Source organism: Granulicatella sp. 20925_1_45 (assembly GCF_041433555.1).
In the GTDB taxonomy this organism is placed as follows: Bacteria; Bacillota; Bacilli; order Lactobacillales; family Aerococcaceae; genus Granulicatella.
The window spans coordinates 33,108-56,671 of record NZ_JAPWBR010000011.1; the positions used below are offsets into that span (position 1 = coordinate 33,108).

31 protein-coding genes and 1 other annotated feature are annotated in these 23,564 nt (G+C 39.2%); of the genes, 1 reads left to right on the forward strand and 30 read right to left on the reverse strand.

The genetic code is table 11. The features are described 5' to 3' along the window. Positions 1-13 precede the first annotated feature (13 nt). The 23 genes from rplE to O3798_RS05075 form a co-directional block, all read right to left on the reverse strand. Positions 14-553: a 50S ribosomal protein L5 gene (gene rplE, locus O3798_RS04965; protein WP_005607461.1), complete on the reverse strand. Its 540-nt coding sequence runs from the start codon at positions 551-553 to the stop codon at positions 14-16. Positions 554-585: 32 nt separating this feature from the next. Then, positions 586-888, reverse strand: coding sequence for a 50S ribosomal protein L24 (rplX, locus tag O3798_RS04970; protein WP_371446308.1), 303 nt, complete (start codon positions 886-888; stop codon positions 586-588). A gap of 30 nt (positions 889-918) precedes the next feature. After that, a complete protein-coding gene (gene rplN, locus O3798_RS04975) occupies positions 919-1,287 on the reverse strand; it encodes a 50S ribosomal protein L14 (protein ID WP_005607465.1) in 369 nt (122 codons plus the stop codon). 38 nt (positions 1,288-1,325) lie between these two features. Next, on the reverse strand, positions 1,326-1,592 hold the full coding sequence (gene rpsQ, locus O3798_RS04980; RefSeq protein ID WP_039849226.1) for a 30S ribosomal protein S17: 267 nt from the start codon (positions 1,590-1,592) through the stop codon (positions 1,326-1,328). Positions 1,593-1,616: 24 nt separating this feature from the next. Beyond that, positions 1,617-1,823, reverse strand: a complete 207-nt coding sequence (rpmC, locus tag O3798_RS04985; protein WP_005607469.1) for a 50S ribosomal protein L29 — start codon at positions 1,821-1,823, stop codon at positions 1,617-1,619. Then, positions 1,813-2,247: a 50S ribosomal protein L16 gene (gene rplP / locus O3798_RS04990; protein WP_005607470.1), complete on the reverse strand. Its 435-nt coding sequence runs from the start codon at positions 2,245-2,247 to the stop codon at positions 1,813-1,815. The genes rpmC and rplP overlap by 11 nt, the downstream gene beginning before the upstream one ends. Positions 2,248-2,249: 2 nt before the next feature. Further along, the gene (rpsC, locus tag O3798_RS04995; protein WP_005607471.1) at positions 2,250-2,912 is read right to left on the reverse strand and encodes a 30S ribosomal protein S3; all 663 of its coding nucleotides are present in this window, start codon (positions 2,910-2,912) and stop codon (positions 2,250-2,252) included. 3 nt (positions 2,913-2,915) lie between these two features. Beyond that, positions 2,916-3,272 carry a 50S ribosomal protein L22 gene (rplV, locus tag O3798_RS05000; protein WP_005607473.1) on the reverse strand — a complete coding sequence of 119 codons (357 nt, stop codon included), beginning with the start codon at positions 3,270-3,272 and terminating at the stop codon, positions 2,916-2,918. Between the two features lie 19 nt (positions 3,273-3,291). Next, positions 3,292-3,573, reverse strand: coding sequence for a 30S ribosomal protein S19 (rpsS, locus tag O3798_RS05005; RefSeq protein ID WP_048710361.1), 282 nt, complete (start codon positions 3,571-3,573; stop codon positions 3,292-3,294). A 54-nt stretch (positions 3,574-3,627) separates the two neighbouring features. After that, entirely contained in the window at positions 3,628-4,458 is an 831-nt protein-coding gene (gene rplB / locus O3798_RS05010; protein ID WP_175814556.1) for a 50S ribosomal protein L2, read from the reverse strand. Positions 4,459-4,502: 44 nt separating this feature from the next. Then, positions 4,503-4,793 carry a 50S ribosomal protein L23 gene (gene rplW / locus O3798_RS05015; RefSeq protein WP_005607479.1) on the reverse strand — a complete coding sequence of 97 codons (291 nt, stop codon included), beginning with the start codon at positions 4,791-4,793 and terminating at the stop codon, positions 4,503-4,505. After that, on the reverse strand, positions 4,793-5,416 hold the full coding sequence (gene rplD, locus O3798_RS05020; RefSeq protein ID WP_371463721.1) for a 50S ribosomal protein L4: 624 nt from the start codon (positions 5,414-5,416) through the stop codon (positions 4,793-4,795). Before rplD ends, rplW begins: the two co-directional genes overlap by 1 nt. Before the next feature lie 25 nt (positions 5,417-5,441). Beyond that, the gene (gene rplC / locus O3798_RS05025) at positions 5,442-6,074 is read right to left on the reverse strand and encodes a 50S ribosomal protein L3 (protein ID WP_005607483.1); all 633 of its coding nucleotides are present in this window, start codon (positions 6,072-6,074) and stop codon (positions 5,442-5,444) included. A gap of 25 nt (positions 6,075-6,099) precedes the next feature. Then, positions 6,100-6,408: a 30S ribosomal protein S10 gene (rpsJ, locus tag O3798_RS05030; RefSeq protein WP_039849279.1), complete on the reverse strand. Its 309-nt coding sequence runs from the start codon at positions 6,406-6,408 to the stop codon at positions 6,100-6,102. Positions 6,409-6,832: 424 nt separating this feature from the next. After that, the gene (gene tuf / locus O3798_RS05035) at positions 6,833-8,020 is read right to left on the reverse strand and encodes an elongation factor Tu (protein WP_288295285.1); all 1,188 of its coding nucleotides are present in this window, start codon (positions 8,018-8,020) and stop codon (positions 6,833-6,835) included. Between the two features lie 152 nt (positions 8,021-8,172). Further along, positions 8,173-10,260: an elongation factor G gene (fusA, locus tag O3798_RS05040; RefSeq protein WP_371463723.1), complete on the reverse strand. Its 2,088-nt coding sequence runs from the start codon at positions 10,258-10,260 to the stop codon at positions 8,173-8,175. Between the two features lie 71 nt (positions 10,261-10,331). Beyond that, on the reverse strand, positions 10,332-10,802 hold the full coding sequence (gene rpsG / locus O3798_RS05045; protein ID WP_005607491.1) for a 30S ribosomal protein S7: 471 nt from the start codon (positions 10,800-10,802) through the stop codon (positions 10,332-10,334). 43 nt (positions 10,803-10,845) lie between these two features. Then, complete coding sequence (gene rpsL / locus O3798_RS05050; protein ID WP_005607493.1) at positions 10,846-11,259, reverse strand: 30S ribosomal protein S12; 414 nt, start codon at positions 11,257-11,259, stop codon at positions 10,846-10,848. Positions 11,260-11,575: 316 nt separating this feature from the next. Beyond that, on the reverse strand, positions 11,576-11,809 hold the full coding sequence (locus O3798_RS05055; RefSeq protein ID WP_298730590.1) for a DUF2922 domain-containing protein: 234 nt from the start codon (positions 11,807-11,809) through the stop codon (positions 11,576-11,578). Positions 11,810-11,930: 121 nt separating this feature from the next. Further along, on the reverse strand, positions 11,931-12,122 hold the full coding sequence (locus O3798_RS05060) for a helix-turn-helix transcriptional regulator (RefSeq protein ID WP_223429381.1): 192 nt from the start codon (positions 12,120-12,122) through the stop codon (positions 11,931-11,933). A 46-nt stretch (positions 12,123-12,168) separates the two neighbouring features. After that, the gene (locus O3798_RS05065; protein WP_371446311.1) at positions 12,169-12,435 is read right to left on the reverse strand and encodes a tryptophan synthase alpha chain; all 267 of its coding nucleotides are present in this window, start codon (positions 12,433-12,435) and stop codon (positions 12,169-12,171) included. 174 nt (positions 12,436-12,609) lie between these two features. After that, positions 12,610-13,467 (reverse strand): class II fructose-1,6-bisphosphate aldolase, encoded by an 858-nt coding sequence (gene fba, locus O3798_RS05070; RefSeq protein ID WP_371446312.1) that lies wholly within the window; start codon positions 13,465-13,467, stop codon positions 12,610-12,612. Positions 13,468-13,578: 111 nt separating this feature from the next. Then, positions 13,579-14,475, reverse strand: coding sequence for a hypothetical protein (locus O3798_RS05075; protein ID WP_371446313.1), 897 nt, complete (start codon positions 14,473-14,475; stop codon positions 13,579-13,581). 198 nt (positions 14,476-14,673) lie between these two features. Between O3798_RS05075 and O3798_RS05080 the strand changes: the two genes are divergently transcribed. Then, positions 14,674-15,918, forward strand: coding sequence for a CapA family protein (locus O3798_RS05080; protein ID WP_371446314.1), 1,245 nt, complete (start codon positions 14,674-14,676; stop codon positions 15,916-15,918). Between the two features lie 50 nt (positions 15,919-15,968). On the opposite strand, the gene dltC is transcribed toward O3798_RS05080, so the two are convergent. From dltC to O3798_RS05115, 7 genes are all read right to left on the reverse strand, one after another. Then, positions 15,969-16,199 carry a D-alanine--poly(phosphoribitol) ligase subunit DltC gene (gene dltC, locus O3798_RS05085; protein ID WP_371446315.1) on the reverse strand — a complete coding sequence of 77 codons (231 nt, stop codon included), beginning with the start codon at positions 16,197-16,199 and terminating at the stop codon, positions 15,969-15,971. A gap of 11 nt (positions 16,200-16,210) precedes the next feature. Beyond that, complete coding sequence (gene dltB / locus O3798_RS05090; protein ID WP_371463725.1) at positions 16,211-17,371, reverse strand: D-alanyl-lipoteichoic acid biosynthesis protein DltB; 1,161 nt, start codon at positions 17,369-17,371, stop codon at positions 16,211-16,213. Positions 17,372-17,374: 3 nt separating this feature from the next. Further along, on the reverse strand, positions 17,375-18,853 hold the full coding sequence (gene dltA, locus O3798_RS05095) for a D-alanine--poly(phosphoribitol) ligase subunit DltA (protein WP_371463727.1): 1,479 nt from the start codon (positions 18,851-18,853) through the stop codon (positions 17,375-17,377). Between the two features lie 186 nt (positions 18,854-19,039). Further along, complete coding sequence (locus tag O3798_RS05100; RefSeq protein ID WP_371463729.1) at positions 19,040-20,206, reverse strand: M20 family metallopeptidase; 1,167 nt, start codon at positions 20,204-20,206, stop codon at positions 19,040-19,042. Positions 20,207-20,265: 59 nt separating this feature from the next. Beyond that, a complete protein-coding gene (locus O3798_RS05105; RefSeq protein ID WP_371463731.1) occupies positions 20,266-21,126 on the reverse strand; it encodes a MetQ/NlpA family ABC transporter substrate-binding protein in 861 nt (286 codons plus the stop codon). 228 nt (positions 21,127-21,354) lie between these two features. Beyond that, on the reverse strand, positions 21,355-22,050 hold the full coding sequence (locus O3798_RS05110; RefSeq protein ID WP_371463733.1) for a methionine ABC transporter permease: 696 nt from the start codon (positions 22,048-22,050) through the stop codon (positions 21,355-21,357). Position 22,051: 1 nt separating this feature from the next. Next, the gene (locus O3798_RS05115; protein WP_371463735.1) at positions 22,052-23,158 is read right to left on the reverse strand and encodes a methionine ABC transporter ATP-binding protein; all 1,107 of its coding nucleotides are present in this window, start codon (positions 23,156-23,158) and stop codon (positions 22,052-22,054) included. 55 nt (positions 23,159-23,213) lie between these two features. Beyond that, positions 23,214-23,449: a binding site (T-box leader), on the reverse strand. Positions 23,450-23,564: the final 115 nt, after the last annotated feature.

The following is a 23,564-nucleotide window of genomic DNA, read 5'->3' on the forward strand; positions in this document are numbered from 1 at the left end:
GTGAGTTTTATTTTTATTTTTGGAAAGGCATTCCAAGTTGAGTTAATAATTCTTTTGCTTCTTCGTCTGTATTAGCTGTTGTTACGATAACAATATCCATACCACGAACTTTGTCTACGCGATCGTAGTCAATTTCTGGGAAGATTAATTGTTCTTTAACACCTAATGTGTAGTTACCGCGTCCATCAAAAGATTTTTTAGAAATCCCACGGAAGTCACGTACACGAGGTAATGAAACAGTTACTAACTTGTCTAAGAAGTCATACATACGTTCACCACGTAGAGTAACTTTAGTTCCGATTGGCATACCTTCACGTAAACGGAAACCAGCGATTGATTTCTTCGCAGTTGTTACAACTGGTTTTTGACCAGAGATTAATGTTAACTCTTCAACTGCTTTTTCTAAGTTTTTAGCGTTAGATGTTGCATCACCAACACCCATATTAATAACGATTTTTTCTACTTTTGGTACTTCCATAATTGATTTGTAGTTAAATTTCTCAACTAATGAAGGTACTACTTCGTTTTTGTATTTTGCATTTAAGCGATTCATGCAGGATGGTCCTCCTTCCTCAAATTACTGAATTATGCTTTGTTACGACCTTTAGGTACGCGTACCTTTTCACCGTTTTCTACTTTAAAGCCTGTACGAGTTGCTTTACCTGTAGTTGGGTCTACGAACATTACGTTTGAAACATGAATTGGAGCTTCCACTTCAACGATTCCCCCTGTTTGGTTCGCTTGAGATGGTTTTTGATGTTTCTTAACAATGTTAACACCTTCAACGACTACACGGTCTTTTTTAGGAAAGCTCTTTAAGATTTTTCCTTCTTTACCTTTGTCTTTACCTGAGATTACTTTTACGATATCACCAGTTTTTACGTGCATGTGTTACACCTCCTTCGATTTTGATGAGAATTATAATACTTCTGGAGCTAATGAAACGATCTTCATGTAGTTGTTGTCACGTAATTCACGTGCAACTGGTCCAAAGATACGTGTTCCACGAGGGCTCTTGTCATCACGAATGATTACACATGCATTTTCGTCGAACTTAATGTATGAACCGTCTTTACGACGTGCACCTGATTTAGTACGAACGATTACAGCTTTAACGACATCCCCTTTTTTAACAACTCCACCTGGTGTTGCTTGTTTAACGGATGCAACGATTACATCACCGATATTAGCTGTTTTGCGGCCAGATCCGCCTAGAACTCTAATTGTTAACACTTCACGAGCGCCTGAGTTGTCAGCCACTTTTAGTCGAGTTTCTGTTTGAATCACTATTGGTTCCTCCTTTCAAATGTTTACACAATTTGAAATTAAATAATTACTGCTTCTTCAACAATTTCAACTAAGCGGAAACGTTTTGTTTTTGACAATGGACGAGTTTCCATAATCTTAACAATGTCCCCAACTTTTGCTGAGTTATTTTCATCATGAGCTACAAATTTTTTCGTATATTTAACACGTTTACCGTAAGTTGAGTGACGTTTGTAAGTTTCGATTGCAACTACTAACGTTTTGTCCATCTTATCTGAAACAACGCGTCCTTGATATACTTTACGTTGGTTACGTTCTACAGTCATGTTCATTGCCTCCTTTGCTGATGATTATTTTTGCAATTCTTCTTGACGCAATGCAGTCTTGATACGCGCAATTTGTTTACGTACTTCACGAATGCGTGCTGTACCTTCTAATTGCCCAGTAGCAAGTTGGAATCGTAAGTTGAATAGTTCTTGTTTTAATTCATTTTCTTTTTCAACAAGTTCAGCAGTGGATAACCCTTTAAGTTCTTTCTTAAGTTCATTAACCTTCATTCGATTCACCACCATTTTCTTCGCGTTTCACAAATTTTGTTTTAACTGGCAATTTGTGTGATGCCAAACGTAAAGCTTCGCGTGCTACTTCTTCTGATACGCCAGCGATTTCAAACATCACTTTACCGCGTTTAACTGGTGCAACCCATCCTTCAGGTGCCCCTTTACCAGAACCCATACGAACCCCGATAGCTTTAGCTGTGTATGATTTGTGAGGGAAAATTTTAATCCATACTTTCCCACCACGTTTCATGTAACGTGTCATAGCGATACGTGCTGCTTCGATTTGACGGTTTGTAATCCAGTGAGATTCTGTTGCTTGTAAACCGTATGTACCGAATACTACTTCTTTACCACCTTTAGCTTCCCCGCGCATTTTTCCACGGAACTCACGACGGTGTTTTACACGTTTAGGTACTAACATGTTTATTTCCCTCCTTTCTCAGAGTTTTTGTTCTTTCTTGTTGGTAATACTTCATCGCGGTAGATCCAAGTTTTAACACCTAATTTACCGTATGTTGTATCTGCTTCTTCCCATGCGTAGTCAATGTCCGCACGTAATGTATGCAATGGAACTGTTCCTTCTGAATAGCTTTCAGAACGAGCGATATCGGCACCGTTTAAACGACCTGATACCATTGTTTTGATTCCTTTAGCACCAGCGCGCATTGTACGTTGGATTGCTTGTTTTTGTGCACGACGGAAAGCAATACGACGTTCTAAGTCGCGAGCGATTCCTTCAGCAACTAATTTAGCATCTAAATCAGGTTTTTTGATTTCAACAATGTTGATGTGAACTCGTTTACCTGTTAGTTTGTTTAAGTTTGTACGTAATTTATCTACTTCAGATCCACCTTTACCAATTACCATACCTGGTTTAGCTGTGTGGATTGAAACATTAACACGATTAGCAGCACGTTCAATTTCAATTGTTGAAACGCTAGCTTCGTTTAATTGTTTACGGATATAATCACGGATTTTTAAATCTTCATGTAAGAATTCTGCGAAATCTTTTTCTGCGTACCATTTTGAATCCCAGTCACGGATGATTCCGACACGCATTCCTAATGGATGAATTTTTTGACCCACTGATTATCCCTCCTTCTTCTCTGATACCACTACAGTGATGTGGCTTGTGCGTTTTAAGATTTGTGAAGCTGAACCTTTAGCACGTGGACGGAAACGTTTCATAGTTGGTCCTTCGTTCACGTAAGCTTCACTTACATATAAGTTTTCAACATCTAAGTCGAAATTGTGTTCAGCGTTAGCAATTGCAGACATTAAAACTTTTTCTACGATTGGTGATGCAGAACGTGGTGTAAATTTCAAGATTGAAATTGCGTCACCGATTTTTTTACCTCTAATTAGATCGACAACAAGACGAGCTTTACGAGGTGCAATACGAACTGTTTTAGCAACTGCTTTAGCAGATGTGATTTGTTCTGACATTTTTCAAGTCCTCCCCTCGTTATTTGCGTTTAGATTTCTTATCGTCATTCACGTGACCACGGTAAGTTCTTGTTGGTGCGAATTCACCTAATTTGTGACCTACCATGTCTTCTTGAATATATACTGGAACATGTTTTCTGCCGTCATATACAGCAATTGTTTGTCCAACAAAGTTTGGGAAAATTGTTGAACGACGTGACCAAGTTTTGATCACAACTTTTTTGTCGCTACCTTGAGCAGCTTCAACCTTTTTCATCAAATGATCATCGACGAAAGGTCCTTTTTTCAAACTACGACCCATTACGGAAATCCTCCTTCCAGAATTTTAATAGAATCAGATTTGTTATCTAGTTAATTATTTTTTACGACCACGAACAATAAGCTTGTTAGAACGAGCTTTCTTGCTACGAGTTTTGTATCCAAGAGCTGGTTTACCCCATGGAGATACTGGTGTTGGACGTCCGATAGGAGCGCGACCTTCACCACCACCGTGTGGGTGATCGTTAGGGTTCATTACAGAACCACGAACTGTTGGGCGTTTACGTTTCCAACGAGAACGTCCTGCTTTACCGAAGTTAATTAATTCGTGTTGTTCGTTACCAACAGTACCGATTGTTGCACGGCAAGTTGAAAGAATCATACGAACTTCACCAGAGTTCAAACGAACTAAAGTGTATTTACCTTCTTGACCAAGTACTTGTGCACTTGTACCAGCTGAACGAACTAATTGTCCGCCTTTACCTGGTTTTGTTTCAATGTTGTGGATCACAGTACCCACTGGGATGTTTGCTAATGGTAAAGCATTACCTACTTTAATATCAGCATTTTCTCCTGATTCGATACGTTGTCCTACTTGTAAACCTTTTGGAGCAATGATATATGCTTTAACACCATCTACATAGTGAATTAATGCAATGTTTGCTGTACGGTTTGGATCGTACTCGATTGAGTGAACTACACCTTCAACGTTATCTTTGTTACGTTTGAAGTCGATCACACGGTAAGCACGTTTGTGTCCGCCACCTTGGTGACGTACAGTGATTTTACCTTGGCTGTTACGACCAGCGTTGTTTTTTGATGATTCCAACAAAGTTTTTTCTGGTGTTGACTTTGTGATTTCGCTGAAGTCATAACCTGTCATATTACGACGGCCGTTTGAGGTTGGATTATATTTTTTAATCGCCACGTCTATTTCCTCCTATTATTATAGTAGTTTTTTCTTTCTGAAGATTAAGCTTCTTCAGCGAATAATTGAATATCTTTTGAATCTTTTGTAAGCTTCACAATTGCTTTACGACGTTTGTTAGTGTAACCACCGTAGCGGCCAACACGTTTGAATTTAGCACGTACATTTAAGATGTTAACTTTTTCAACTTTAACACCAAAAATTTCTTCTACGGCTTGACGTACTTGAATTTTGTTAGCACGTACATCAACTTCAAAAGTGTATTTCTTTTCGTCAGTAGCAAGCATTGAAGCTTCAGTAATGATTGGGCGTTTGATTACGTCACGTGCATCCATTATTGAAGTCCCTCCTCTACTTTAGAAAGAGCTGCTTTTGTGAATAATAATTTGTCGTTGTTTACAACGTCTAATACTGTAACATCTGTTTCGTCAACGATTGTAACGTTTGGAATGTTGCGAGCTGCTAATAATGCGAAATCGTTTGAAGATTCTACAACCACTAACACTTTTGTATCAACGTTTAAGTTAGACAATACTTGTGCAAACTCTTTTGTTTTTGGTGCGTCAAATTGTAATGTTTCCACTACAACAAGCTTGTTATCCAATACTTTTTGTGATAATACTGATTTAATCGCTAAGCGACGTACTTTTTTAGGTAATTTGTAACTATATGAACGAGGTGTTGGTCCGAATACAATACCTCCGCCACGCCATTGTGGTGAACGGATTGATCCTTGACGAGCACGACCAGTTCCTTTTTGGCGCCATGGTTTACGGCCGCCTCCGCTTACTGCACTACGGTTTTTAACAGCGTGTGTTCCTTGACGTAATGAAGCGCGTTGCATGATTACTGCGTCGAATACTACATTTTCGTTTGGTTCAATTCCGAAGATTTCTGAGTTTAATTCGATTTCTCCGTTTGTTGTTCCATCTTGTTTAAATAATGTAACTTTTGTCATTCTCTCGTTCCTCCTTCCCTATTTATTATTTAGATTTAATTGCTGTTTTAATTTCTACTAATGATTTCTTAGATCCAGGTACGTTACCTTTGATTAAGATTACATTGCGTTCTGCATCAACTTTCACTACTTCTAAGTTTTGAATAGTGATACGGTCGCCACCCATTTGTCCAGGTAATGCTTTACCTTTGAAAACGCGTGATGGGAATGATGCTCCACCCATTGAACCAGGACGACGGTGGTAACGAGAACCGTGTGCCATTGGTCCGCGAGATTGTCCATGACGTTTGATAGCACCTTGGAAACCTTTCCCTTTAGATGTACCTGTTACGTCAACGATGTCTCCTGCTTTGAATACATCAACTGTAATTTCTTGTCCTACTTCGTACTCGCTAAGCTCGACATTGTTGAATTCACGAATGAAGCGCTTAGGAGTAGCATTTGCTTTTGCTACATGACCTTTAGCAGGGCGATTTGATAAAACTTCACGTAAGTCATCGAAACCTAATTGAACAGCTTCGTAACCGTCGTTTTCGATTGTTTTTAATTGAAGAACAACGTTTGGAGTTACTTCAACTACTGTTACAGGAATAAGTTCACCTGCTTCTGTAAAGTATTGAGTCATCCCTACTTTTTTGCCTAAGATTCCTTTGGTCATGGTTACACCTCCATTTTTCTATTTATTATAATTTGATTTCGATGTCAACGCCGCTTGGTAAATCAAGCTTCATTAAGGCATCAACAGTTTTTGGCGTTGGATTAACGATGTCGATCAAACGCTTGTGTGTACGCATTTCAAATTGTTCGCGAGAATCTTTATATTTGTGAGTCGCACGAATAACTGTGTAAAGCGATCTTTCTGTTGGCAATGGAATTGGACCAGCTACGCTAGCACCAGTTCTTTTTGCTGTTTCTACGATTTTTTCCGCTGATTGATCAAGCGCACGGTGTTCGTAAGCTTTCAAACGGATACGGATTTTTTGTTTTGCCATTGTCTTTCCTCCTTCGTCTAATGTTGTCATAAGACTAGCTCCACGCGAATTTCCGACTTGACCCTTTCGTGGCAAAGCGTCCGGGCGTGTCGCAACCTCTCGTTTCATAGCTCCCCTTCTTATTTTAAGAGGGGGTATGCTGCTTTAGAATTTACATTCCTCTGCGGCACTTTTAATAGTATACAAGATTCTTTTTTTGATTGCAAGCGAAAACCGTTGATTTGACAACATTTATTTATGCACACGCGCCCGTGTGTTCCATTTTGTTTTAAACCCTTTACAAACGTTGTTATATCAACGTTTTTGGTATTTTACTTTGTTTTTTGTTTTTCGCTTTCAATTGTCTGACATTTTAATTTAAAAAATTTTAATAAAAAAAGACTATCCAAAATTGGATAGTCTTGAAAATCAATTTTAAGAAAAATTATTTTTCGATAGAAGCTACTGAACCAGCACCTACAGTACGTCCACCTTCACGGATAGAGAATTTAGTACCGTTTTCGATAGCAACTGGGTGAATTAATTCAACTTCCATAGTTACGTTGTCACCAGGCATTACCATTTCAACGCCTTCTGGTAACAAGCAAACACCAGTGATGTCTGTTGTACGGAAGTAGAATTGAGGACGGTAGTTAGTGAAGAATGGAGTATGACGTCCACCTTCTTCTTTAGTTAATACGTAAACTTCAGCTTTGAATTTAGTATGTGGAGTGATTGTTCCTGGTTTAGCAAGAACTTGTCCACGTTCGATGTTGTCACGTGTAACACCACGTAATAATGTACCAATGTTATCCCCTGCTTCAGCATAGTCTAACAATTTACGGAACATTTCAACACCTGTAACAGTTGTTTTAGAAGTTTCTTCTGAAATACCAACGATTTCAACTTCGTCACCAACACGAACTTGTCCACGTTCAACACGACCTGTAGCAACAGTACCACGACCTGTGATTGAGAACACGTCTTCGACTGGCATCATGAATGGTTTGTCAACGTCACGTTCTGGAGTTGGGATGTATTCGTCAACTGCAGCCATTAATTCTAAGATTTTTTCTTCGTATGAAGCATCGCCTTCTAAAGCGCGTAAAGCAGAACCTGCAACAACTGGAGTGTCATCGCCTGGGAAATCGTATTCTGATAATAAGTCACGAACTTCCATTTCTACTAATTCTAATAACTCTTCATCGTCAACCATGTCAACTTTGTTTAAGAATACAACGATGTAAGGAACACCTACTTGACGTGATAATAAGATGTGTTCACGTGTTTGTGGCATTGGGCCGTCAGCTGCAGATACTACTAAGATAGCACCGTCCATTTGAGCAGCACCAGTGATCATGTTTTTAACGTAGTCCGCGTGTCCTGGGCAGTCAACGTGAGCGTAGTGACGAGTGTCAGTTTCGTACTCAACGTGAGCTGTGTTGATTGTGATACCACGTTCGCGTTCTTCTGGAGCTTTATCGATTGAACCGTAATCTTGAGCTTGCGCGAAACCTTTCTTAGCTAATACAGTTGTAATAGCAGCAGTTAATGTTGTTTTACCGTGGTCAACGTGGCCGATTGTACCAATGTTAACGTGTGGTTTTGAACGGTCAAATTTTTCTTTTGCCATTTAAATGATTCCTCCTAATAATTGAGTTTTGTTAGATTCTATAACAGTATCTACCGATTGTAATTATACCAAAGAACTCTCTTAAAAATCAACTGGTTATGACTGACATAACCAGCCGATTCAGTTCATTTGATAGGATGCAGTGCTAGAGATTATTCTCCGTTACCGCCGTTTTTCTTAATGATTTCTTCTGCAATGCTCTTAGGAACATCTTCATAGTGGTCAAATGTCATACTGAAAGTACCACGACCTTGTGTTGCAGAACGTAATGTAGTTGCGTAACCGAACATTTCTGATAAAGGAATCATACCTTTAACGATTTGTGCGTTACCACGAACTTCAGAACCTTCAACACGTCCACGACGAGCGTTAACGTGTCCCATTACATCTCCGAAGTATTCTTCAGGAACTGTAATTTCAACAGCCATCATAGGTTCTAAGATAGCAGGTTGAGCTTTCTTAGCAGCAGCTTTCAATGCCATAGAAGCGGCAACTTTGAAGGCTGTTTCAGATGAATCGACATCATGGTATGATCCATCGTAAAGTTTAGCTTTGATGTCAACTAATGGATAACCAGCTAATACCCCGTTTTCCATAGCGTCTTTCAATCCAGCTTCAACTGCAGGGATGTATTCACGAGGAACTACCCCACCGACAATAGCGTTTTCGAATTCGAATCCAGCACCTTCTTCGTTAGGAGTAAATTCAATCCATACGTGACCGTATTGACCTTTACCACCTGATTGACGAACGAATTTACCTTCAGCTTGTGTAGAAGCGCGGAATGTTTCACGGTAAGATACTTGAGGAGCACCTACGTTAGCTTCTACTTTGAACTCACGACGCATACGGTCAACGATGATATCCAAGTGTAACTCACCCATACCAGCGATAACTGTTTCACCAGTTTCTTGGTTAGTGTAAGCACGGAATGTTGGATCTTCTTCTGCAAATTTTTGTAAAGCAATACCCATTTTATCTTGGTCAGCTTTTGATTTAGGTTCAATAGCAACCTCGATAACTGGATCAGGGAATTCCATTGATTCTAAGATAACTTCAGCTTTTTCGTCACATAATGTGTCCCCTGTAGTTGTATCTTTAAGACCAACTGCAGCAGCGATGTCTCCTGAGAATACTTCTGGAATTTCTTGACGAGAGTTCGCGTGCATTTGTAGGATACGTCCTACACGTTCACGTTTACCTTTCGTTGAGTTCTTAACGTATGAACCTGATTGTAAAGTACCAGAGTACACACGGAAGAATGTTAAACGACCTACGAATGGGTCAGTCATAACTTTGAAGGCCAATGCTGAGAATGGTTCTTCATCAGATGAATGACGTTCTACTTCTTGGTCTGTGTTAGGGTCTACCCCTTTAATTGAAGGAACATCTAATGGAGATGGTAAGTAGTCAACTACTGCATCTAACATTAATTGTACCCCTTTGTTTTTGAAGGCAGAACCACATAATACTGGGTAGAATTCTACCGCACATGTAGCTTTACGGATAGCTGCTTTTAATTCAGCTTCTGAAATTTCTTCACCTTCTAAATAGCGTTCCATTAAAGCTTCGTCAGTTTCAGCAACTGCTTCCACTAATTTTTCACGCCATTCTTCAGCTAAATCTTGTAAATCTTCAGGGATATCTGTTTCTTGGATATCTGTACCTAAGTCATTTGTATAGATTTCAGCTTTCATTTTGATTAAGTCAATGATACCAGTGAAGTTGTCTTCAGCTCCGATTGGTAATTGAATTGGGTGTGCATTTGCTTGTAAACGTTCGTGGATTGTACGTACTGAATATAAGAAGTCAGCACCGATTTTATCCATTTTGTTTGCAAATACGATACGTGGAACTCCGTATGTTGTAGCTTGACGCCATACAGTTTCTGTTTGAGGTTCTACCCCAGATTGAGCATCAAGTACAGCTACCGCACCATCTAATACACGTAGAGAACGTTCTACTTCAATTGTGAAGTCCACGTGCCCTGGAGTGTCGATGATGTTGATACGGTGACCTTTCCATTGTGCTGTTGTAGCAGCTGATGTAATAGTGATACCACGTTCTTGTTCTTGTTCCATCCAGTCCATTTGTGAAGCTCCTTCGTGAGTTTCACCAATTTTGTGGATCTTACCAGTGTAATAAAGTACACGCTCAGTCGTTGTAGTTTTACCTGCATCGATGTGGGCCATGATACCAATATTACGAGTGTTTTCAAGAGAGAATTCTCTTTTTGCCATCTTCGTTCTACACCTCTTTCTATATTTCTAACAATAAGTGAGACCAAAAAGGTTGAAAAACCTTTTTAATCTTACCAACGATAGTGAGCAAACGCTTTGTTCGCTTCAGCCATTTTATGTGTATCTTCACGTTTCTTAACAGAAGCACCAGTGTTGTTCGCAGCATCCATAATTTCTTTAGCTAAACGAACTTCCATTGTGTCTTCACCACGTAGACGTGAGTAGTTTACTAACCAACGTAAACCTAATGTAGTACGACGGTCTGGACGAACTTCCACAGGAACTTGGTAGTTAGAGCCCCCTACACGACGAGCTTTAACTTCAAGAACAGGCATAATGTTTTTCATTGCTTGTTCAAAAACTTCCATTGGATCGTTTCCAGTTTTTTCTTTAACGATATCAAATGCGTTATATAAGATTGTTGCAGCTTTACCACGTTTTCCATCTACCATTAAACGGTTGATTAAACGAGTAACTAATTTTGAATTATAAATTGGATCAGGTAAAACATCACGTTTTGCGACAGGACCTTTACGAGGCATTTATAATCCTCCTTTCATTTAATGAGTGTTTTATTTTTTAAAATTATTTTTTAGGACGTTTAGTACCGTATTTAGAACGACCTTGCATACGGTTGTTAACTCCTGCAGTGTCTAAAGCACCACGAATGATATGGTAGCGTACCCCTGGTAAGTCTTTTACACGTCCACCACGGATTAACACAACGCTGTGTTCTTGTAAGTTGTGACCGATACCTGGAATGTACGCAGTTACTTCGATTAAGTTAGATAAACGTACACGTGCGTATTTACGTAACGCTGAGTTAGGTTTTTTAGGTGTCATAGTACCTACACGAGTACATACACCACGTTTTTGTGGAGAGTTTGTATTCGTTTGTGATTTTTTGAAACTGTTATAGCCTTTACCTAACGCTGGAGAAGCTGATTTCTCAACTGCTGATTTACGAGGTTTACGGACTAATTGGTTAATAGTTGGCATTAAGCTCTTCCTCCTTCCCTAACGGGTTCTTCTTGGTCCACACTTCCGGGCGGACCATTTTTTGTTAAAAATTAAAAGACATCACTGTCTCATAAAATGGCCTTCTTACCAGTCAGCACGACTGATTTGATTACTTATCAGGAATCAGGTATAAAAGCACCTCTAATAGAATAGCATTTCTCCTTCAACACGTCAAGAATTTTCTTAAGAGAAAATGTTCCCTCTTATTCGGTACAATCTATATAGAAGTAACTTACTCCACAAATAAATATCCACCGGCTTAGCCGGTGGATATTTATTCGATTATTTATTGTTGTTAAAGAAAGACATCCACTCTCCGCGTCTTATAATAAGCATCTCTTCGGCCTTCATACAATTGTACTCCGTCTTTTTCAAAAAGATTAGCTTCTATAATACTCTCCATTGCTATATTAGCTGAATCCTTCTTTAATTTATCCTTAGGACGTGAAATAATCAGGTTCTTTGTTTTTCTGTCACTCCCTTTGAATCGTAAATGCAGTTTCTTCTCAACAAATGTATGATGTGTCATAATTTTTCCTCCTCATTTCTATTCATAATCTAATAAGTCTTACACTTATAAAAACAAATTTAGGAGTTAAATTGCTATGCTCTAAGAGATTTTTTCTGTGAACAATTGTAATTTTGTAATGCTACTTAGGCAGTTTTTTCTTTTTTACTTTCACTTCTACATCATATCCACATCGATAAGCTAAATCCAACAGAGTAAGAATAGTTGGATTATGGTCTCCGCTCTGCAATCTCGAAAGATTTGATGCTTTAAGATCGACTTCTTTTGCAAAATCTTCTAAAGAAAGTCCTGTCACCGTTTGTAACTTTGTCATTTGTAACGCAACTCGCTGCATCATCATTTCCTTTTCTAAATCATACTCAAACGTCGGATATTCTGATGAAAGCTTGCAAAGTTTTGAAGTTAGGTACGTCCCCATCGTCTATCTCCTCCTTAACATTTTTTGAAAGGGTTATTAGCAATCCGTGTTTCCCTTTATACCATCGGCCCCATTTTTGAATCATCTCTTCTGTTAATCCATCTTCTTGCAGTATTTTTAATATGGCTGCATACTTTACTTTTTCTTCGTATGAATACTCATCTAGCTGATCTACCATATCTTTTTCGATTTTAAACTTGCGCTTCATCTCTCCCACCTCCACACCTTAAAATTATCATATATGATAATTATCACATATGATAATCTTGCTCTTTTATAGTATTATTTTGCTCAAATAAATATCCACCGGCTTAGCCAGTGGATATTTATTGGTCTAATTAAAAAGAGACAGGCGAAATCGCCTGCCTCAAAATAGTGATTATTAAGCTTTTCCTGTTGAACCGAAGATGTCCATTGTTTCTTTTGTAATCTTAACGATTGCATCGAAACCAGGTTTGATAATTTTACGTGGGTCATAAACACCAGCGTCTGCATTTAATTTAGCACGAACTGCTGCTGTCCATTGTTGTTGTAATTCAGTGTTAACGTTGATTTTAGCATGTCCACGTTCGATTGCTTTTTTGATTTGGTATTCTGGGATACCTGATCCACCGTGTAATACTAATGGAGCACCTGTAGCTTCTGAGATAGCTAACATTTCATCGAAACCTAAAACTGGTTCGCCTGAGTAAGTTCCGTGAACTGAACCTAAAGCTGCTGCTAATGCATCAATTTTAGCTTCTTTAACCATACGTACACATTCGTTTAAGTCAGCGTAGTTGATTCCTCCAGTTACGCCATCTTCAGTACCACCTACAGTACCTACTTCAGCTTCAACTGAAACTCCTTTTGGATGTGCATATTCTACAACTTCCTTAGTTAATTCGATGTTTTCATCGATTGGGAAGTGAGAGTGGTCAAACATTACTGAGCTGAATCCAGCGTCGATGTATTGTTTACATACTTCTACTGAAGAACCGTGGTCTAAGTGTAATGCTACTGGAACAGTGACGTTCATTGCATCTAATAATGCATTTACCATAGCAGAAACAACTGTAGGACCACCCATGTATTTACCAGCGCCTTCAGATACACCTAAGATAATTGGTGAGTTAGCTTCTTGAGCTGCTGTTAATACTGCTTGTGTCCATTCTAAGTTGTTGATGTTGAATTGACCAACAGCGTATTTACCTTCTTTAGCTTTTTGTAACATTTCAGTCATGCTTACTAAACGACTCATGTTTTAGTTCCTCCTTGATGCTTACAGCATTTATTTTTAACGGTCTTATTATAACTTATTTTCTTTCATTTTTCCACCCTTTGTCGTTTTATTACAGTTTCTTAAGGTTTATCATGCTTTGGTTGCGCTCTCTTTTTTTCGAAACAGTTTATAAAGGACGAATCCAGCAACCCCTATACCTACCACAACAATGGAAGACTCTCTCCATGGAATAACCACTCCGTTCGGACTTGCATTACCATTCGTTGAACCTATATGACGTTCCTTAGCAAACTCACGCACTACTTCCTTAGCCTCGTTAAATGGATAGAACTTATCTAGAGATAGCTCGCCTTTTACATTTGAGATACCTCCTTCTACTAAAGGAAATTCATGAAACAATACTTTATAAACTCCATCCACTTTTATAAGCACCACCGGGACTTGTAGTCCTTTTGGCACAACAAACAAAATCTTTTCAACATTCAAATCCTCTCTGGCAATCACTTCCTGAGCCACTTTTATAATTGAATGCGCATTCTTCTCATAAGTGCTTACATAGGCAACCGTCCATTTCCCTTGTGACTGAATCAGTTTTTCTCCTTCTTCTTTTGTCAAATATCCCTGCTTCACTTTGGTCTCTATTTCCGAAGAATTGGCTGGGCCTCCTATATAAAGATACGCCTCTTTCTCCAATGAAGGATTCTTTATCGGGACCACCCATTTGTAGTGACTATCTGTTACGAGACGTTCAATTTCTTCGCTATCTAGATTCTTTTCCTCTTTAAACAGCGGAACGTCATAGTACGTCTCGACCGCATGTTCAAAATCAACACCTTCTATATATTCGTCACCATCGCGTGACATATTAAGAATTTCTTCTTCTAGATGAACAATCTCGTCCCTAGAATGAATCGAGGTTACCGTATCTCCATACACACTAGCTACTCTAAACCGCACTAGAACTAAAATAATCAAAGCAGCAAAACAAGAGAAAATTCTTATCAGAAACCTATTTGACTTATCCATCACCCTACACCCTTCCTATAACAATTTCCTACAAAAAACTATCAACTACTGCCTTCAACTAAATTATATAGCTATCCACCGAGTAATTCTAGAGGGATTGTGATTAAATTATTTATTTCTTCATATTCCAAAATTACTATTTAAATAGGAATTAATTCGGAGTATAATACAGTTACAACAGGTATTGGAGGGGAATTTATGAGAGGTAATTCACAGAGCGACAAAATAAAGCGAATGGAATTTTATGGGATTTGTATCTTATCTGTATTTACGATTGCAGCAGGATTTGTTACGCGCCCTTCTGCACAAGAAAATATAGAGACCGTTCAAACCGCGAAACCATCCTCTGAACAAAATCAAGATGCTTCCACACCAAATAACCCGCAGTCACCACCAACGAATAAGCAAGTTGCTCGCATCACCGCAAGCGGAGATATGCTCTATCATGATATTGTTTATGGAAGTGCATTTGATGGGACATCATATGATTTCAAAAACGACTACGAGCAAATTACACCTCTCGTATCCAGCGCAGACCTTGCAATCGGCGATTTCGAAGGAACCATCAATCCAAACGAACCTCTTGCTGGTTATCCGATTTTTAACGCGCCCGAAGAAGTGATTCAGAGTATTAAGGACGCCGGATACGATGTACTCGACTTAGCGCATAATCATATTCTTGATACAGGCATCGAAGGGTTGAAATACACAGCCAATGCTTTCCGCAAAAACGGACTTGATATTTTCGGGGTAAAAGTCGACCCATCAGAAGGCATTCTTGTAAAAGAAGTCAATGGCATTAAAGTCGCTATCCTTGGATTTGCGTATGGCTTCAACGGAATCGAAGCAAGCCTTACCGACGAAGAATATAACAACCACTTATACGATTTGAACATGCAAAAGGTGAAACAGCTCATCCAGCGCGCTGAAGAAATTGCCGATTTTACGATTGTGTTGCCACAAATGGGAGAAGAGTACCACCTTCATCCAACACAAGGACAAATTGATACGTATCACCAAATGATCGAATGGGGTGCCGATGTCATTTTTGGCGGACACCCACACGTGATTGAACCGACCGAAACGATCACAAAAGACGGTGAAAAGAAATTTATCATCTACTCAATGGGAAATCTTCTTTCGAATCAACGCGTCGAAACTTTGGAAAATATCTGGACCGAGCGTGGTGTGATTATGGACATCACCATCGAAAAAGAAAATGGGAAGACAACACTCACAAGTGTTAAAGCTCATCCAACATGGGTTTCACGGACTGAAATTGACCGCAGTTTTATGGGAGGCCCTGCCTACGACTACCAAGTCTTTCTTGCTGAAAACTATATCCCAGGCGGGCCTCTAGAGCATACCGTCGATAAAGAAACGCTTGAGCGAATCCAATCTGCTTATACCGAAGTAAACGAACTATTAAATATTAAATTCTAAACACACAAAAAGGCGCTCCCCTCACAGGAAGCGCCTTTTACTATTTCAAATTAACCAACACGTTCTGAAACGTGTTTAATAATTTTATTTGGAGTATCGATTTCTTCGTAAGTCACTTCTGTTGGAGCCACTTCGATACCGAACTCTTCTAAGCGAACAAGAAGTTCAACGAATGCTAATGAATCCATTAACCCTTCTTCTTTTAAGTTGATGTCTTTATCTTCGTATACTACTTCATCTTCGCAAATTTCTTCTAAAATTTCTAAAATTCTTTCTTCCACGGAAATCCCTCCTATTGCATTGAAATTAATTTACTTATCCATAATAATGGTTTTCCTGAAAAAATCAAGAATCCTAACATTACTAAATGCATCGTAATGAGCCAGCTTGTGATTTTATACCATGTCTTATTCTTGTTTTTCTTATAAAACTTCGACTTCTTCTGATACCATTCAAATGACGCCATCAGCACTCCGTGATACACACCGTAGATGATGTAGTCCAGCGTCACCCCATGCCAAAATCCCATGAAGGTCATATTGATCATATAGGCCACCATCGCCGTCGTCAGTCTCTTCTTGAAGACTTTCTTACGCATGAATCGCATTACAACACGTGAGAACACAAAGTCACGCAGCCATGTCGATAGCGTAATATGCCATCTGTTCCAGAAGTCTTTAATATCGATACTGATAAATGGGAAGTTAAAGTTCATTGGCGTTTCAACACCAAGAATATTACTTGCCCCTACCGCCATTAAACTATATCCAGCAAAATCAAAGAACAAGTATGCGGTGTAAAGATACATATACCCGATGAGATAGGTCACGTCTTTCCCCATCGGTCCATTCATATGTTGGAATACCATTCCGGATAATACCAATTTATAGAATAAACCTAAAACTAATCTAAAAATACCTGTCCCTGCGAGTTCTAAGTACTCTCCTCGGCTTCTTTGTTTGTGCCAATCGTCCATAAATCTGCGACTACGGTCAATCGGTCCGGAACTGAGCGCTGGAAAGAATAACAAGAAATGTGTGTAATCGAGAACAGAGATCGGCTTTTCAATCAACCCGTCATACATCTCGATAATGATTTGGACTAATTTGAAGGTCATATATGAAATTCCTAAAAATCCAAATCCATTCACCTTAAATACTGGCAATAGTTTCACCACAATTAACGGCAATCCTGCTAACAACACCATGATTGGCATCGTCTTCTTCCGCTCTTTAAGCTTAGAGGTCAACTGCATCAAAATGTACCCCACCAATACAAATCCCAATAGTGCAATCAGTTGGTCCGGTGTTTTAATGAACACGAAATAGACCATCACTAATGAGAATAGTAATGATAGATAATACGTAGATTTTTGAAAGACATTTAATATGAACGCTACGATTAATACGAGTCCTAGCGTCATGAAGAAAGAGAGACCTTCAAAATAATGCATCGACTACACAAGCTCCTTTAATTGTTTTTTATCAATTTTACCATTGTTATTTAATGGCATTTCGTCTAAGAAGACGACTTTCTTTGGAATCATATATTCCGGCACATGTTGCGCCAATTCTTTTTTCACGAGTTTGACTGTTTCAAAACGTTTTTCAATCGGCTCGTTATACACGACAAACGAAGTAATGGATTTTACTTTCTCATCTGCCATCGAAGGAACCGTTGCGGCCTGACGAATTTTCGGATTCTTCAATAAGTTATTGTCAATATCCTCCAACTCGATACGGTGCCCATGTAATTTGATTTGGAAATCGATTCGTCCTTCGCAGAACAATAAATCTCCTTCGAAATGTCCCACGTCCCCTGTACGATATGCACGCTCTCCATCTACTTCAAAGAAATGTTTCGCATTCATTTCAGGGTTTTCATAATAACCTTTTGCCACAGTATTTCCGTAAATAACGATTTCGCCGCTTTCTGGGCCATCAATCAAGACAGTCGTCCCAGGTTTAATCACACCTACGGGCAGATTATCTGGATACTTCTCTAACAATTCTCGTGTTAATGGCATCCACGTTACCATAACGGTTGATTCCGTTGGTCCATATGTGTTCACCACTTCCGCACGTGGGAATCGTTCCATTAGCTTTTCAACAGTGGAACTAAATAACTTCTCTCCACAGAAGACAAACTGCTCTAATTCAGGAAGTAGTTCTTGGTTGAAACTTGGATCCACCAAGCACATTTCCGCAAATGATGGCGTTGAAATCCATACCGTTGCTTTCGATTCTTCTAATGTTTTAAACAACACTTTGAAGTCTTGCAAATGCTCTTTATCAATTTGAACAAGTGGCGCATGCATATAGAGTGCTGGCCAAAGCGACATCACCGATAAATCAAATGAGAATGGCGGATGCCCAAGAAAAACTTGAGGCCCTTTCTCTTTGTAATAACCCGTATACCAATCTAAGAAGTGGTTCAAGTTATTGTAAGTAATCGAAACTCCTTTTGGCTTCCCTGTACTTCCTGAAGTAAAGATAATATAGAAAATATCTTCACCTTGAACATAATGTTCTTTTGAAATACGTTTGGTCGTTGAAGCAATCACTTCTTTCGCTTCAGGGACTGTCAACGTTGGTGCATCTAGTGAAATTTCTTCACTCACGAGTACGACTGGACTCTTCACGGTTGCGATAATATCTTCAACGCGGTCGATTGGTGTATTCACATCAACCGGACAATAGGCATGACCTGATTTCACACAAGCCAAGAAAAAGACCAACATAAATGGATGCTTATGCCCATAAACAACGATTGGAGATTTATCCCCTTTGTACGTTTCATGTAAGTACGCTGCTAATTTATCCGAGTACTCCCAGACAAGACTTGCTGTCAACTCTTCTTCCGGCATTAAATCGTGTCGGTAAACAACTTTATCTTGTTTCGTATTTAATTCTAATTGTTCTAATAATGGTTTCATAATCCGCTCCCGAGCACCTTTTCAAAATCTCTTTCTGAAAAACAACTGTTCTATTTTCAGATACAAAAGAATTATAGCATACGGCTTCTTTCTTGCCTATGACAATTCCACAAATATTAAAGTTTTTTAACGTTTTTATATAAAAAAGAGGCCGAAAAAACATTTCGACCCTTTCCACTCATTTTCTTACGCAAGTCTGCTTAAGAAATACTTCACTTCAATTTCAACACCAAGTGCTAATACACGCTCATCGATGTCGAATTTTTCATGGTGGTGCCCATAAGCTGTCTCTTCGCCAGATTGGCTTCCTAATAAGCCATAAACACCAGGTTTATTCACTACGTAATCCGCAAAGTCATCGGCACCCATTGACAATTCATAATTTGTAATGAGGTTATCAATCCCCTCTACTTGTGCAACCACTTTTTGGAATTCTTCGGCTAACTCTGGAGTGTTAATGACTGGAGCTGCTGCATCATACCAATCAATTTCAAATTCACAACGATTGAGTTCAGCAATTCCTTTGGCAATACGTGTAACAGCTTCTTTTAAGTGTTCACGTGTTTCATGGCTAAACGCACGAATCGTTCCTTCGATTTCAGCATCATTAGCAACGATATTATAGCGAGTTCCTGCATTTAATTTACCCACTCCGACAACAGCACGGTCGATTGGATTCACTTCACGAGCGACGATGGTTTGCAAAGCCACAACCACTTCACTGGCTGTCACTAGCGCATCATGCCCTAAATGAGGACGTCCTACGTGAGCGCTCTTTCCTGTGATTTTGATTTTGAAAATATCACATGAAGCATTCACCGGTCCACCTTTAACTGCAAACGATCCGACAGGCAATCCTGAATTGACGTGAATCGCAAATGATTCATCGATGTTGTCAATTTTTCCAGAAGCGACAAATTGCTTCGCTCCCGCACCGATTTCTTCTGCTGGTTGAAATGCGATTAAGACGGTCCCTGCAAAGCTGTCTTTCAATTCGTTCAGGACTCTTGCCGTTCCTAACCCCATTGTCGTATGCGCATCATGTCCGCAGGCATGGTTTAACCCAGGACGTTTAGAAGCATAAGGTTTGCCAGTGCAGTCAGGAAGTTCTAGCGCATCGATATCGGCACGAAGTAAAACGGTCTTTCCTTCTCCTTTACCACCTTTAATAATAGCTAACGTCCCTGTTTCAGCTACTTTTTCAAATGGGATTCCAAATGCAGTTAATTCTTTTTGAATGTAGGCAGCAGTATCGTACTCTTTTAAGCTTGATTCTGGATTTTCATGAAAATGTCTTCTTGTTGCGACAAGATATTCGTTTAACGCTTGTGCTTTTTGTTTAATTTCGCTCATCGTTTTTGCCTTCTTTCATTGAATAAAGAGGCATGCTAGGCACGCCTCTTAAGGTTTTTTTATTTTAATTTAGCTTTTTCCCAAACTGGTACGTTAGCACCTTTTGAAACTTCTTCGATTTTCTTAGCTGTTTCTGGTGATTGGTAGTATTCTACGATTTTTTTGTAAACTTCGTTGTTTTCATTACCTTCTTTAGCAGCGATTACGTTGTAGTAAGGTTGTGAAGAATCAGTAATTTGTTCAATAAAGATAGAGTCTTTTGTTGGTTGGAATCCAGCTTCAACAGCGAAACCGTTGTTGATTAATGAAGCAGCAACATCATCTAAAGCACGAGCTGTTTGTCCAGCAGGTAATTCTTTGATTTGGATGTTTTTAGGATTTTCAACGATATCATCTTGAGTTGCTAAAGTGTTGTTAGGATCTTTTAATTTGATTACGCCAGCTGCGTGTAGTAAACGTAATGCACGTGAGTTGTTTGAAGTATCTTCAGGAATAGCAATTGTATCGCCATCTTTTAATTCACTTACATTTTTAATTTTCTTAGAGTACACACCCATTGGAGCAATTACTGTGTAGCCGATTGGTTTGATGTGTGTTCCTTGTTCTTTGTTGAAACGTTCTAAGTAAATAATTGTTTGGAATGAGTTTAAATCAACGTCGCCGTTTTCTAACGCTTGGTTAGGTTGTACGTAGTCAGTGAATTCTACTAATTCAACTTCAATACCTTCTTTTTCTTTCAAACGAGCAATAACATCGTCCCAAACTTCGTGGTTACCAGCGTTAACACCGATTTTCACGTGTTTGTTTTCTTGTTTAGCTTCTGATGAAGCTGAGCTTGATGAGTTTGATGTTTGTGCAGCTCCACATGCTGCTAATGATAATGCTGCCGCTGCAGCTACGAATAATTTTTTAAAGTTCATTTTGTTTTCCCCTTTTGAGTTAGTTTGTTTTTGTTTTTTGATGCGATTGCTCACATCCTGGTGTAGTTGAACTCGGGCTGTTGGGCTCGAAAGCTCACATCCTGTGTAGTTGAGTTCGTCTTCGCAGAAATCGCGTCCACTTCCCAAACCATACGCACATCGTTTTTAACGATGCTTGCGTTGGTTTGGTCCAGTGGTCGATTTCTAACCGCGAAGACTCACATCCTGTTATTTAGTGGTTTTTTTCTCTAAATAGTCACCGATTGCTTGGGTGATGAAGACGATGATTAACATGATAATTGTAGCTACCACGATTACGTCTCCTTGGAATCGGTTATAACCTCGTGAGATGGCTACGTTACCGATACCGCCGGCACCAAACGCTCCGGCCATGGTTGTTAAACCAATTAAGCTGATAATTGTTAGTGAGCTTGCACGGATTAAGCTTGGCAAGCCTTCTTTTAAGTACACGCGGAAGATAATTTCTAGCGGTGTACATCCCATTGCTTCACTCGCTTCGATAACCCCTTTATCTACTTCAGTCAATGCTAATTGCACTTGACGAGAGTAGAATGGAACGGTTGCGAATACTAGCGGAACGATAGCTCCTGGAATACCAATGGTTGTTCCTACGATTGCACGAGTCACTGGAATCAGTAACATGGCAAGGATGATAAATGGAATCGAACGGAATAAGTTCACCACTTTATCAAGCACCAAGTACAATCCTTTATTTTCAAGGATGTTCCCTTCACGTGTTACAACCAGTGTCACACCTAAGGCAATTCCTAAGATACCCGCGATTAAACCTGTTAACCCAACCATGATTAATGTATCAAAGGTTGCTTTTTGAATTTCCAACCATACTTTAGCATCGATGTTTGGGAACCAAGTTTTAAAATCAATAAAGGCTAATAAATTCATCTTAGGCACCTCCCTTTTCTTCTAAGACTTCTACTGAAACGCCTTGTCCTTTAATGTAAGAAAGTGCACTCTCGATGCTTGCTTGTTCACCAGATAGACCAACCAATAATGTTCCTACTGGAGTTTCTTGGATGATTTCTACGTTGGCGAATAAGATGTTCGCTGCTACTTGGAATTGTGTCGATAATTTCGTAATCAACGGTTCCCCTGTTGAAGCACCGACGAATGAAATTTTCACTAAGTAATCTCCATCCTTCAGATTCAATAACTGTTCGTGTGAGAGAACTGTTTCAATTCCTTGGTTGATATGAGTAGCTGTATCGATAAAGTCTTTCGTTAAGTTGCGTTGTGGATTTGTAAAGATATCAAGCACTGTTCCTTGCTCAATCACTTCACCATCTTCCATTACGGCAACCTTATTACAAATTTCTTTTACGACTTGCATCTCATGCGTGATAATCACAATCGTAATTCCTAATTGCTCATTAACTTTCTTCAACAACTCTAAGATTGAGTAAGTTGTTTTAGGGTCAAGCGCACTTGTCGCTTCGTCACAGAGCAATACGTCTGGGTCGTTGGCTAACGCACGGGCGATCGCCACACGTTGTTTTTGTCCCCCAGAGAGTTGGCTTGGATAGCTATTTGCCTTATCTTCAAGACCAACCAATTGCAGTAGAGAATCAACTTTCTCTTTAATTTCTTTCTTCGTCAACTTCACCAATTTTGGTTCCGCGGTTGGATCAACAGCTGTTTCTCCTTCTTCCACTAGCGGTTTCTTCGCTTTTTTCAGCGGGAAAGCCACATTGTCAAAGACGCTTAACGTATTCATTAAGTTGAAGTGTTGGAAAATCATTCCAATTTTCTTACGTGCGTCACGCAATTCATTTGGTTTCAATTTCAATAAATCGATGCCATTGACTTCAACTGTTCCGCTTGTTGGACGTTGAAGTAAGTTAATGGTACGAACTAGAGTACTTTTACCAGCACCACTATATCCGATAATTCCATAGATATCCCCGTCTTCCACATCGACAGAAACATTTCGAACGGCTTTTACGACTTTCTTGCCTTGCGTAAAGGTCACGTCGATATTTTCTAATTTAATCATGTGTTCTCCTTTCTTTTCTTCAAACAAAAATCGTCCCCTCACTAACATGGGTTAGCAAAAGGACGAGTCAAATTCTCGTGTTACCACCTTTGTTTATAGTATTCTCACAAATACTATCTCCGTCTGTTTCAATCAAAACAGAAAGCTGTATCGGGCTTACCCGTAATCGCCTAATCATTCAACGATTAACACTCCGAGGCCATCTTCAAAGCTTCCACTCATGTCTCTTTTCACCAACCGAGACTCTCTACTGAAAAGTTCCACTTTTACTCTTCTCATCAACGTGTCTTATAAACATGTTAATAGGATACCAACAAACCACCTTCTAGTCAATTAACACTTTTTTATTGCCGGTTATAACTTTTGGTTATATCTGTTTTAAAACTACTATATAATAGCTAATATT

Excerpts from the sequence above, each read along its gene's own strand:
- rpsL (WP_005607493.1), bottom strand. The coding sequence starts at position 11,259 with ATGCCAACTATTAACCAATTAGTCCGTAAACCTCGTAAATCAGCAGTT.
- fba (WP_371446312.1), bottom strand. The coding sequence starts at position 13,467 with ATGAGTCGTTTAGTAAGCATGACTGAAATGTTACAAAAAGCTAAAGAA.
- rpsG (WP_005607491.1), bottom strand. The coding sequence starts at position 10,802 with ATGCCTCGTAAAGGTCCTGTCGCAAAACGTGATGTTTTACCTGATCCA.
- rplV (WP_005607473.1), bottom strand. The coding sequence starts at position 3,272 with ATGTCAGAACAAATCACATCTGCTAAAGCAGTTGCTAAAACAGTTCGT.
- O3798_RS05055 (WP_298730590.1), bottom strand. The coding sequence starts at position 11,809 with ATGACACATCATACATTTGTTGAGAAGAAACTGCATTTACGATTCAAA.
- rplE (WP_005607461.1), bottom strand. The coding sequence starts at position 553 with ATGAATCGCTTAAATGCAAAATACAAAAACGAAGTAGTACCTTCATTA.
- dltA (WP_371463727.1), bottom strand. The coding sequence starts at position 18,853 with ATGAAACCATTATTAGAACAATTAGAATTAAATACGAAACAAGATAAA.
- fusA (WP_371463723.1), bottom strand. The coding sequence starts at position 10,260 with ATGGCAAAAAGAGAATTCTCTCTTGAAAACACTCGTAATATTGGTATC.
- rplW (WP_005607479.1), bottom strand. The coding sequence starts at position 4,793 with ATGGATGCACGTGACGTAATCAAACGCCCAATCATTACTGAAGCTTCA.
- rpsJ (WP_039849279.1), bottom strand. The coding sequence starts at position 6,408 with ATGGCAAAACAAAAAATCCGTATCCGTTTGAAAGCTTACGAACACCGT.
- O3798_RS05105 (WP_371463731.1), bottom strand. The coding sequence starts at position 21,126 with ATGAACTTTAAAAAATTATTCGTAGCTGCAGCGGCAGCATTATCATTA.
- rplC (WP_005607483.1), bottom strand. The coding sequence starts at position 6,074 with ATGACCAAAGGAATCTTAGGCAAAAAAGTAGGGATGACTCAATACTTT.
- O3798_RS05100 (WP_371463729.1), bottom strand. The coding sequence starts at position 20,206 with ATGAGCGAAATTAAACAAAAAGCACAAGCGTTAAACGAATATCTTGTC.
- tuf (WP_288295285.1), bottom strand. The coding sequence starts at position 8,020 with ATGGCAAAAGAAAAATTTGACCGTTCAAAACCACACGTTAACATTGGT.
- rpsS (WP_048710361.1), bottom strand. The coding sequence starts at position 3,573 with ATGGGTCGTAGTTTGAAAAAAGGACCTTTCGTCGATGATCATTTGATG.
- rplX (WP_371446308.1), bottom strand. The coding sequence starts at position 888 with ATGCACGTAAAAACTGGTGATATCGTAAAAGTAATCTCAGGTAAAGAC.
- O3798_RS05080 (WP_371446314.1), top strand. The coding sequence starts at position 14,674 with ATGAGAGGTAATTCACAGAGCGACAAAATAAAGCGAATGGAATTTTAT.
- rpsQ (WP_039849226.1), bottom strand. The coding sequence starts at position 1,592 with ATGACTGTAGAACGTAACCAACGTAAAGTATATCAAGGACGCGTTGTT.
- rpmC (WP_005607469.1), bottom strand. The coding sequence starts at position 1,823 with ATGAAGGTTAATGAACTTAAGAAAGAACTTAAAGGGTTATCCACTGCT.
- dltB (WP_371463725.1), bottom strand. The coding sequence starts at position 17,371 with ATGCATTATTTTGAAGGTCTCTCTTTCTTCATGACGCTAGGACTCGTA.
- O3798_RS05060 (WP_223429381.1), bottom strand. The coding sequence starts at position 12,122 with ATGACAAAGTTACAAACGGTGACAGGACTTTCTTTAGAAGATTTTGCA.
- O3798_RS05065 (WP_371446311.1), bottom strand. The coding sequence starts at position 12,435 with ATGAAGCGCAAGTTTAAAATCGAAAAAGATATGGTAGATCAGCTAGAT.
- O3798_RS05115 (WP_371463735.1), bottom strand. The coding sequence starts at position 23,158 with ATGATTAAATTAGAAAATATCGACGTGACCTTTACGCAAGGCAAGAAA.
- O3798_RS05075 (WP_371446313.1), bottom strand. The coding sequence starts at position 14,475 with ATGGATAAGTCAAATAGGTTTCTGATAAGAATTTTCTCTTGTTTTGCT.
- O3798_RS05110 (WP_371463733.1), bottom strand. The coding sequence starts at position 22,050 with ATGAATTTATTAGCCTTTATTGATTTTAAAACTTGGTTCCCAAACATC.
- rplD (WP_371463721.1), bottom strand. The coding sequence starts at position 5,416 with ATGACAAAAGTTACATTATTTAAACAAGATGGAACAACAAACGGAGAA.
- rplP (WP_005607470.1), bottom strand. The coding sequence starts at position 2,247 with ATGTTAGTACCTAAACGTGTAAAACACCGTCGTGAGTTCCGTGGAAAA.